This is a genomic window from Rahnella sp. Larv3_ips (assembly GCF_003697865.1).
In the GTDB taxonomy this organism is placed as follows: domain Bacteria; phylum Pseudomonadota; class Gammaproteobacteria; order Enterobacterales; family Enterobacteriaceae; genus Rahnella; species Rahnella rivi.
In genome coordinates, this window is the sequence record NZ_MJIB01000021.1 from 113156 (window position 1) to 123012 (window position 9857).

Sequence of the window (9857 nt, forward strand, 5' to 3'; positions counted from 1 at the left end):
TCAACCGGATGAATCATACCTGCTAATTTATCCTTTTGAGGCAGGTAATGTTAAGGACTAAATGAGAATGAATGTTGAAGAAGACGACAGAAAATTTTCAGGAACTGTCAGCGAAGGCCGGAATTTTGTCAGGAAAACGCCGGTTTGGCCCAAAAAACACCTCCTCATATCCCCCGAAGGGTTTAAAAAACCAGAGCTAAATCCTGAAAATTGCATCTATTGATAATTTATATTGTTTGAGCTACGCCCCCCTTGATATGGTTAATTTTCTGGTTGTTATTCATCTTCATACTCATGGCTGGAGCTCATGCATACTAAATTTCAATCCAGACCGGTTATCGGTGTCACACTCGACAGCGAGGAAGCCGGTGGTTACGCCGATTTCCCGTGGTACGCCCTGCGCCAGAACTACATGGAGAGTCTGGCAGCGCTGGGCGCAGTGCCGCTGGCCTTGCCACATCACGCCGATCTGGCGGATGAATATCTCGCGCTGTGCGACGGGATTGTCGTCACCGGCGGCGCGTTTGATGTTCCCCCTGAGCTGTTCAACGAACAGCAAACCAGCGATCAGGTGCGCCTGAAACCGGCCCGCACCCGGTTCGAACAAGCTATCGTGAAAGGCGCCATGCAGCGCAATCTGCCCCTTCTGGGCATCTGCGGCGGTCAGCAACTGCTGGCCGTATTAACCGGCGGTACGCTGCATCAGCACATTCCCGACGCACTCCCCGACGCCCTTGAACACAGCACCACCGTGGACACCGAAAATGCCGGTGGCAAAAAACGCGCCCGTCATCCGGTGCAGATCGCCGAAGGGTCGCTGCTGAGCCGCTGTGTTGAAAGCACACATTATGAGGTCAACAGCTCGCATCATCAGGCCGTGAAATCCGTCGGGCCAGGCTGCATCGTCAACGCGTACGCGCCGGACGGGGTGATCGAAGGCATTGAATGCGAAGGCTATGATTTCTGTCTCGGCGTGCAGTGGCACCCTGAATATCAGCAACATCAGCAGGATACACAATTGCTGAAGGCGCTGGTGTCGGCGGCCTCGCGCTACAAACACTCCATGCGCAGTTCTGCACGGGCAATGACCGACGCCATGACGCGCAAAGGTAAAGAAGAGGCATGAATCAGGCGGTGCTCAAAGCGCAGACTCTGCAGAGGCTGCGTGACCTGAATATTGACCCGCAGGTGATCGCGCACCGCACGCTGCCCTACTTCGAAGAGGTAAGTGAGCACTTACTGGTGGACGCAGAAATGAATGCGGACACCGGTAAGGTTTACCGCCTGATCGCCCCCGCAGCTCAGGCATGGCGCGCCATGCAACAGCAGGCAGCCGCTGACGGCGTGGGCATTTATCTGGTCTCGGCGTACCGCAGCCTGGCGTATCAGGCAGAGCTTATCCGCGCCAAACAGCAAGCCGGCATTACCCCGCAAGATTTCTTCACTTCTCTGGCACCGCCCGGATGCAGCGAGCATCACACCGGCCGCGCCGTGGACATCAATACGCCCGGCTGCGACGAAGTGACCGGCGTGTTTGGCGAAACCGGCGCGTTTGTTTGGTTACAGGCCAATGCCGCCCGCTTCGGTTTTGTGATGTCCTTCCCGCTGAATAATCCGTGGGGATTCATCTGCGAACCCTGGCACTGGTGCTGGCACCCCTGATGGCGCTGTTTTACGTCGTCAGGTGATCTGCCTCTCACTTTCCGCCATGAAAATTGTCACTCAAACATTTATCTGTTAGGCCAGTTTTCTGTTCCATTTTTAGAACAAATAAAACACACTATGCGTTCAAAAGGCTTCCTGTTGCAGAGAGCCTGGTCTTTACACCTTCTAATAAGTTATCAATTTCAATGCAATCAGATACCGTTTCGCGCAGGACAGCATGGCTTCGCGTTGTGATGCTGGCGATCGCCGCCTTTATCTTCAATACCACCGAATTTGTGCCGGTCGGATTACTTTCCGACATCGCCGCCAGTTTCAATATGAAGACGGCGCAGGTCGGCCTGATGCTCACTATCTACGCCTGGGTGGTGGCGCTGATGTCGCTGCCGCTGATGCTGCTGACCCGGCAGGTTGAGCGTAAACGCTTGCTGATCTTTATATTTAGCCTGTTTATCGTCAGCCACGTGTTATCGGTTGTGGCCTGGGATTTCTGGAGCCTCGTCGCCTCCCGCGTCGGTATCGCCCTTTCCCACGCGATTTTCTGGTCGATTACCGCCTCGCTGGCCATTCGCGTCGCCCCTCCGGGTAAAAAAACGCAGGCGCTCAGTATGTTAGCCACCGGTACGGCGCTGGCGATGGTGCTGGGCTTGCCGCTCGGGCGCATCATTGGTCAGTATCTCGGCTGGCGTACCACCTTTATGAGCATCGGCGTGGTTGCGTTGCTGACGCTGATTTGCCTGATCAAACTGCTGCCACCGCTGCCAAGCGAACATACCGGTTCACTGAAAAGTGTGCCGATGCTGTTCCGCCGCCCGGCGCTGGTCGGCATGTATGTTCTGACTGCATTGATAGTGACCGCTCACTACACGGCCTACAGCTACATCGAGCCGTTTATTCAGACCGTCGCCAATATGGGTGAAAACTTCACCACCTTCCTGCTGCTGATTTTTGGTGGCGCGGGTATCTTTGGCAGCATCATTTTCAGCATGTTCGGCAACCGCTTCCCGGCAGCGATGCTCAGCGGCCCGATCCTGATGGTAACGCTCAGTATGTTGCTGCTGTTTGTGGCGGTGATGAACCCGATCAGCATTTCTGTGCTGTGCGTGGTGTGGGGGCTGGCCATGATGATTATCGGCCTGGCCTTGCAGGTGCGCGTACTGGCGCTGGCGTCCGACGCCACCGACGTGTCGATGTCCCTGCTGTCGGGTATCTACAATATCGGCATCGGCGCGGGAGCGCTGTTAGGCAATCAGGTGAGTTTGCATCTGGAAATGAGCAACGTCGGTTACGCCGGTGGCGTGCTGGGATGTATCGCGTTTGTCTGGTGCCTGACGATTTTCCGGCGCTATCCGCAGTTAAAAACGACCAGCTGATCGCCCGCCGTTGAAGTAAAAATGCTCACTGTGCCGCCCTGGCGCAGTGAGCATCACAGTGATTACTCAGTGACAAAACGTGAAACGGAACCCGCCAGGCTTTGTGCCTGATCGCGTAAGGCATTGGCTGCGGCAGAAGACTCTTCCACCAGCGCGGCGTTTTGCTGAGTCACGTTGTCCATTTCGACAATCGCTTCCCCCACCTGCGAAATACCCCGGTTCTGTTCATCCGACGCCTGAGCAATTTCATTCAGGATTTCAGTGACATTGCCGACAGACGTCACGATGTCATGCATGGTGGCACCGGCCTGCTCGACCAGCTCAGACCCGGCGCTGATGCGCTCGACGGATTCGCCAATCAGTTCATCAATCTCTTTCGCCGCCTGTGCGCTGCGCTGCGCGAGGCTTCTCACTTCGCTGGCAACCACCGCAAAACCCCGCCCCTGTTCACCGGCACGCGCCGCTTCTACCGCGGCGTTCAGCGCCAGAATGTTGGTCTGGAAGGCAATGCTGTTGATAACCGTGGTGATCTCCGCAATCTTGCCGGAACTGGCGGTGATCTCATTCATGGTTTTCACCACATGATTAACCAGTTTGCCACCCTTGTTCGCCGTTTCAGACGTGGCGCGCGCCAGCTGGCTGGAGTGATGAATGTTGTCGACGTTCTGCTTCACCGTGGCGGTTAACTGCTCCATGCTGGCCGCCGTTTCTTCCAGCGCCGCAGCCTGCTCTTCGGTACGCGCAGACAAATCATTGTTTCCCGCCGCGATTTCAGCCGAAGCATGGCTGACCTGCGACACACCGCTGCGAATATCCCCGATAATGCGGCGAAGATCGTCGTTCATCTCGCCCACCGCCTGCATCAGCTCACCCAGCTCATCGCGGCGCGATGTATGCAGATCCGCTCTGAGATCGCCACGGGCAATCTGCTGAGCCACGCGTAATGTCGCGGACAACGGCGTGGTGATCTGACGGGTGATGATGAACGCGGTAGCCATGCTCAGCAAAATGGCAGCCACAGTGATCAGCGACATCCATAAAATTGCCTGATTGATATCTGAATGCGTGGCTTTCAGCTCTTCCTGAAACAGCGAACTGCTCGCCGTCGTCAGCACCGCGCCCGATTTCGCCAGCTCTTTGGTCGCCTGCTCTTCCGCAAGATACGACGCCAGATACGCCTGCGCGCTTTCCTGTTTACCGGTCACTGAACGCTCAACCTCGGTCAGTGCATTCACGTCTGCCGCGCTGAGTTGCGGTTTGATGGCATCCATCAGTTGAATCGATTCAGCGATGAACCCGACTAATGCCTGCTGGGCCTCTTCGGTATTTTGCAACTCAAGCAGTTTGACGCGTACGGCCACCCCGGTGAGGTGTTTACTGATTTCATTCAGCGCATTGGCGGTGCCCACGGTGGCAGGATCCTGAGTGTAAGACTGCGCCAGACGCGTGACGTCAGCTTCTTCTCGGGTCAGCACCAGCGCCCCGACAATGCTTTCACGCTTGCGGGTTTCGCTGACCGTTTCCGCACGCTTTTCGCGATAACCCTGCATCGCGCCCGGCAACGTTTGCAGCATCTGCAACTGTTCGCCACGCCACGGGTAGGTCTGCAAACTGGCGATCTTTTCGTCTACCTGTTTTAAGCTCTCTTCATTGGCGGCGATAAACTTTTCGTCATGCGTTTTGACGTACTGCATCCGCGCATCTCTTGCCAGAGCAAACTGATCGGTAATGGCTTTCAGCTGGCTGATTTTCTCCGCACGAACGGAGATATCATTAAGGTTTTTAATGCCACACACCGCGACCGCGACGCTGAGCAACAAAACCAGCCCGAAACCCAGTGCGAGTTTCTTCCCTACCCGGACGTTTTCAAAACTAATTAGTAACCTTTTCATAACAAATGACTCTCCATTATTGTTTAAATATGCAGGTGTTACGCAATGCCTTTGCGTTATCGGCAGGAAAGGAGAATTAATTAATGATCGTTATAATGATTAGGAGAAATATCACCTTATGTAACTATATAAAGTGCAACAGGTGAGAAAGTGTCATGTAAAAGGCAGAGGATTTAATTTAAGGAAGAATTTTTGATGTGACTGACCCGCGCGATAACGGGTCAGCAGAGGGGAGTGGTTTTCGCGGCGCGCCGTTTAGCGCAGCAGTTTCAGATTTCCGGTCAGGGATTTAATCCATTTTTCCGGCCCCACCAGCCCTAAACCGTCGATGATTTCATCATGCAAATCGCGCAGCGGGAAAAGGTTCTCGTAGTCGGCAAAGGTATGCAGCGCCCTGGCAAAAGCCGGGAAGGCCACCACCCCGCGCTCACCCTGCGCATCCAGCGCCTTAAACATCAGCGCTTTAATGTGATCCGGCGTTCCCTGCAATACCGGCACCGGGTATTTTGAGCTGACATCGATGGTCGCGCCCTTGGCATCCGTCAGGGCATTGCCCGCCAGCATCGGGAATTTCGCAGCCAGCCCTATACCGATTGCCCCCGCCGTGTTCGCCAGTAATCCCGGCGGAAGTTCAGGATTGAGGATAATCGCCAGCCGGATGGTGTCTGTCATTTTTGAGCCCTTTTCGTTTTCAGCGTTAACACAAAGCATAACGATCTGGCGCTGAAAGGTGCTTTCTTTTATCGGCAGAAAATGCCCTAATCTGGTTAACTTTTTCCCGAATAACCGTATAACAGGCAGATTATGTCACTCTTTGAAATTTTACCGGCAGACCTTCGCATTCTTAAACAACTTCAGCAAAGCGGGAGGATGACCAATCAGGAGCTGGCAGAAAAAGTCGGCATGGCCGCGTCACCCTGCTGGCGACGCGTGAAGCAACTGGAAGAAAGCGGCGTGATCGCCGGTTATCAGGCAAAGATTGACCGTAAAGCCGTCGGCCTCGGGCTGCTGGCCTTTATCCGGGTAAAAATCGACAGCCACAGTGAGGAAGATGCGCAGCGGTTCGAGCAACAGGTCGGCGCGCTGCCGTCGGTGATTGCCTGCTATGCGATTGCCGGAGATGCCGATTTTCTGTTGCAGGTGGTCGCAAAAGATCTCGACAGTTTTTCCACTTTCGCGATGGAAGTGGTGCGGCGCTTACCGGGGATTAAAGAAATGCAGACATCCTTCGTGTTAAGGGAAGTGAAACCGCTGGATGTCTTGCCGCTGTGAAAAAATATCCCGCAATGGAAGCACGGCGCTTCCATTGCGGATAACGGACCTCTGGGGGCATTAACACGGCACAGTAATAAAACAGCCCCCATTATTATTCACAGGGTGAATATCTATTAATGCCATTCCATCGCCCGGTATTTTTCAAACAGCCATAAACTGATAAATAATAATAATGTATTTAGCGGAAAGACTGACCATCGACCAGTGAATGCTGCCCCGCGGAATATCTTGATTGATTCCGCTCCTGATCTACCTGTAATTTCCCTACCCTTACCGTATTAAGAGAACAACTGTCTCCGTGGTGACTGTAATATCCTCCAGGACAAAGTCCCGCTAATCCCCTGGATGACCACTTTTCCATTTTTAATCGCCAGAGTTTGTCGAAATCCTCCAGCCGGCAGACAATTTTAGTCCAGGGGTCGCAGATCAGCGTATTTTCCAGTATCAGCCTGGAGTGCCCTGCTGGCCGGGTACCAATCAGCACGAAGGCATGATCGACTGGCGGTTCCAGGAAAACCCTCATGATTTGCACTTCTGTTTTGGCAGCGCTGTCCAGGCGCTGGACCCTGTCTAACAGATAATAATAAGCAAGGATGGCGTTTTCACCGCAGTTACCGGCATGGGGGATTCTGTTGATGTAATCATGCTCAAGCTTGTTCGCGGTTTCCCTTGGCGCTAATTTCAGCGCGCGCAAGGCATTAATATTCTTCTTTCTTATTTCATCCGCTTCTGCCGTATGCAAACTCCAGCGCTTAGGATCTTTAGGCATCATCTGGCTCACCATCCGTTTATCGGTGTAAATTTTATTGGTGGCCTTAAGGGGTAATCTTGAACGTGCATACTTCACAGCGGCTAATAAATGAGGCATTAACGCCTTTTCAAACTTCTTATCCATTTCAACTCAATCCTTTTACTATTAATAATCCTCCGCTATAAGTTTCACCATAATGAAAGTTTATCTGCCGTGCCTGTTATTCACGCCTGTGAAAAACAACAATACACTTGATGAATATATAATTTGATATTCATACAAATTAATTGGCACGTTGCGAAAGAAATGGCCTGAATTATATATAATAATCCTGACCACTCAATAATTCGTTATTCATTTAGACGATGATTATTTTTAATAATAAAAGAACGCGTTAATTTTCCGGCATTTATAACAGTGCCCGTGATAATTATCTGAAAAGGATAATGGCCGTTATTTGTGCGTTTTGCGTGTTTTCGGTGTCTCCGGTTTCACCGGTGCTTGCGCCGGGGTTTTCACCGAGATGACCGGCAACGGCCCGTAATCCACTTCGGTTTGATCAAGGCGGGAAATGATCTCTGCCGTGATGTCCGCGTTATCATCCCGGGAGATCACCGTCTGGCTGTCAATCACCAGCCGCAGTTTTTTCTCCTGTCTGTAGGCATCGACCACCTTGGTTATGGCGTTCAGGCTGACCTGTCGTGCCGCATTCTTTTCAGCCCGCCACTGGTTGTTCAGCGTATCGGCATCGGCATCCCGACTTTTTTGCTGCCCGGCAGCGGGAAGGCGCGCATATTTTGAACTGGCATCGTCATACACGTTAAGCAGCAATGCCTGCACCTGCTTATCATGTTCGGCTTCCTGTTTGCCTGCCTGGGAATCCCTCAGGACCTGCGCAATATTCACCACGGCAATATCGTTGGCAGGTGCCTCTTTTTGATCGCATCCCGCCAGGCTGCTGACCGCGAGGGTGGCAGCGATAATCAGTAACGTTTGTTGTTTCATTTTTGTATTCTCAGATTCACCCTTCGCTGAAATTGAAGGGCACACATTATTTAAAGTTGGCTTTAACACCGACGATGGCCCGCGTGTCGCTGTAGCCTTCGTCACCGATCTGCTGGGCCACATCCACCCACAAATTCACGGTGTCGTTCAGTTTTGCTTCCACACCGGTTTTGAGCTCACCGACGTTACGCGCGCCCGCCTCTTTCACGTTCACGCCGTCGAGGCTTGCGCCAAAATCATGGGTGTTATGCAGCCAGTTCACTTCCACAAAAGGCTCGAAGACCCGATCCTTTCCGTCCTGACTCTTTGCATCCATGCTTTTGATAAAGGCACGCATACCCAGACGAAGCTGGAGATTACCGTCGCCGGTTGATTGCACGTGGGTGCCGTTGGCTTCCTGATGATCGTCTGCTTTCACTCCCATCCACGTCAGTTGTGCCTGCGGCTGTAAGTAGTAGCTTTCGTGGTCGTTCTTTTCACCGGTTTTCCAGGTGTAACCGCTCTCGACGGACGCCGTAACACCGCCGGAGCGGTAGCTTTCCGAACCGACGTCTTTCGTCGATACGCCATTATCAAACCGGTTGTACAACGCCCAGCTGTCGACATAGCCACCGGTCTTCTCGTCGTTGTTTTCAAACCAGGTGCCGTAGATACCCGCGCTGTAGCCGTGAACCGAGCCATCCGCGCTGTAACCGGTGCGATGGTTTCGGGTGTTACTGTGCTGGCTGGCATAGCCGCCCATCACCCCAAAGTGATAACGATCTTCGCCGCTGCGGCTCCACTGAGCGATATCCCCGCCCAGTTGCGCGACATAACGGTTTGCCTGGGTGTTGTTCTGGCCACTGTCGTCGTGGGATCGCTGATGCCCACCGACCTGGCGCAGCCACAGGCTGGTGACTTTTTCCTCTCCGGTGAAAGGATCGACGTAATGGGTTTCGCCAAGACGATCGTGCAGCGTCATGCTGAACATGTTGTTGGCGGCGGCCAGATTGCTGGCGTAGGCTTTGGCTTCCGGGCGGATATTCGCGGCCGGCTGAAGGCTTGCTGCGTTATCTGCCGCGTCGCCCCCGCTGAACGGGGTATCGCCGCCTGCGGCATTGTCAGCGTTATCCGGCACTTCCCCGTTGTTGGTCAGATACCAGTTACCGCCTTTTTTCACCAGATCGTAGTCGTAAGCGCCCGCCACAATGCGGCCCTGTTTGGTGAACTCACCGTCAGAACTGCCGCCCACGGAGATGATTTCGATGCCGTTAATCGCAGAGGCCCCGTGGCCGCCCGCATTGCTCACTGACACCGCTGTTGTTCCGCGCGTGCTTCCCTCTATCACCATTTTGTCGGTCAGAGAATCGTCATCGCCCAGCTGAGTGTTGAGGCGCAGCGTGCCGCCGTTGCCGGTGTAGTCGCCTTTCACCTGCAGGATATTGCCCGCAGTCGATGTGCCCGGCTGGCTGAGAGTGATGAAACCGCTGTTGGTCAGGTTGTTGCCGACCGTGAAGGTCTGAGGATCGCCTGTCAGCGGGGAAGAGAGATCGCCCAGGCTGAAGGCGCCCGCGTTGTTCACATCCCCGGCGGTACCGCCGAAGCCACCGAAGGCGGCACCCTGCGCCACATTGACGGTATCCGAGGCGAGCAGGACGTTCGTCGCGCTGTCGCCCAGTTGCAGGCCGCCGCCGGTGATGTCCGTGTGGCCGGTGTACTGCGCAGAAGCCCTGGTCAGCGCCACCAGACCCGCGCCGTTTTTATGCAGATCGCCGCTGCCGGTGATGTTGTTAGCCATCACGCCCTGCGCACCGTTCAGCGACAGGATATTGGTTGCGCTGCCGGAAAGCCTGAACAATGTCCTGATGTAACAAAGGAGCCTTTTGGCTCCTTTGTTTTGTAGTGCGGATCACTCAACGT

Annotated in this window: 10 protein-coding genes; 5 read left to right on the forward strand and 5 right to left on the reverse strand. The window is 54.0% G+C overall.

Annotation, left to right across the window (positions count from 1 at the left end; all coding sequences use genetic code 11):
* The first annotated feature begins 67 nt into the window (after positions 1–67).
* The 4 genes from ED901_RS25165 to ED901_RS20030 all read left to right on the forward strand — a co-directional run bounded on the left by ED901_RS25165 (position 68) and on the right by ED901_RS20030 (position 3035).
* A complete protein-coding gene (locus ED901_RS25165) occupies positions 68–223 on the forward strand; it encodes a hypothetical protein (protein ID WP_162997916.1) in 156 nt (51 codons plus the stop codon).
* Between the two features lie 84 nt (positions 224–307).
* Positions 308–1126, forward strand: coding sequence for a gamma-glutamyl-gamma-aminobutyrate hydrolase family protein (locus tag ED901_RS20020; protein ID WP_122097027.1), 819 nt, complete (start codon positions 308–310; stop codon positions 1124–1126).
* On the forward strand, positions 1123–1662 hold the full coding sequence (locus tag ED901_RS20025; RefSeq protein WP_122097028.1) for a D-alanyl-D-alanine carboxypeptidase family protein: 540 nt from the start codon (positions 1123–1125) through the stop codon (positions 1660–1662). The genes ED901_RS20020 and ED901_RS20025 overlap by 4 nt, the downstream gene beginning before the upstream one ends.
* Positions 1663–1850: 188 nt before the next feature.
* On the forward strand, positions 1851–3035 hold the full coding sequence (locus tag ED901_RS20030) for a sugar transporter (RefSeq protein ID WP_056781892.1): 1185 nt from the start codon (positions 1851–1853) through the stop codon (positions 3033–3035).
* 62 nt (positions 3036–3097) lie between these two features.
* Here the strand turns inward: ED901_RS20030 and ED901_RS20035 are convergent, their stop codons facing one another.
* The gene (locus ED901_RS20035) at positions 3098–4927 is read right to left on the reverse strand and encodes a methyl-accepting chemotaxis protein (RefSeq protein ID WP_122097029.1); all 1830 of its coding nucleotides are present in this window, start codon (positions 4925–4927) and stop codon (positions 3098–3100) included.
* Positions 4928–5182: 255 nt separating this feature from the next.
* On the reverse strand, positions 5183–5599 hold the full coding sequence (locus ED901_RS20040; RefSeq protein ID WP_056782041.1) for a DUF2000 domain-containing protein: 417 nt from the start codon (positions 5597–5599) through the stop codon (positions 5183–5185).
* A 132-nt stretch (positions 5600–5731) separates the two neighbouring features.
* On the opposite strand from ED901_RS20040, the gene ED901_RS20045 reads away from it, so the two are divergent.
* Positions 5732–6199, forward strand: coding sequence for an Lrp/AsnC family transcriptional regulator (locus ED901_RS20045; protein ID WP_122097030.1), 468 nt, complete (start codon positions 5732–5734; stop codon positions 6197–6199).
* 181 nt (positions 6200–6380) lie between these two features.
* On the opposite strand, the gene ED901_RS20050 is transcribed toward ED901_RS20045, so the two are convergent.
* From ED901_RS20050 to ED901_RS20060, 3 genes are all read right to left on the reverse strand, one after another.
* Positions 6381–7097, reverse strand: coding sequence for a hypothetical protein (locus ED901_RS20050; RefSeq protein WP_122097031.1), 717 nt, complete (start codon positions 7095–7097; stop codon positions 6381–6383).
* A gap of 309 nt (positions 7098–7406) precedes the next feature.
* Complete coding sequence (locus ED901_RS20055; RefSeq protein WP_162997917.1) at positions 7407–7958, reverse strand: hypothetical protein; 552 nt, start codon at positions 7956–7958, stop codon at positions 7407–7409.
* Positions 7959–8004: 46 nt separating this feature from the next.
* Complete coding sequence (locus ED901_RS20060; protein ID WP_240993992.1) at positions 8005–9795, reverse strand: autotransporter outer membrane beta-barrel domain-containing protein; 1791 nt, start codon at positions 9793–9795, stop codon at positions 8005–8007.
* Positions 9796–9857 lie beyond the last annotated feature (62 nt).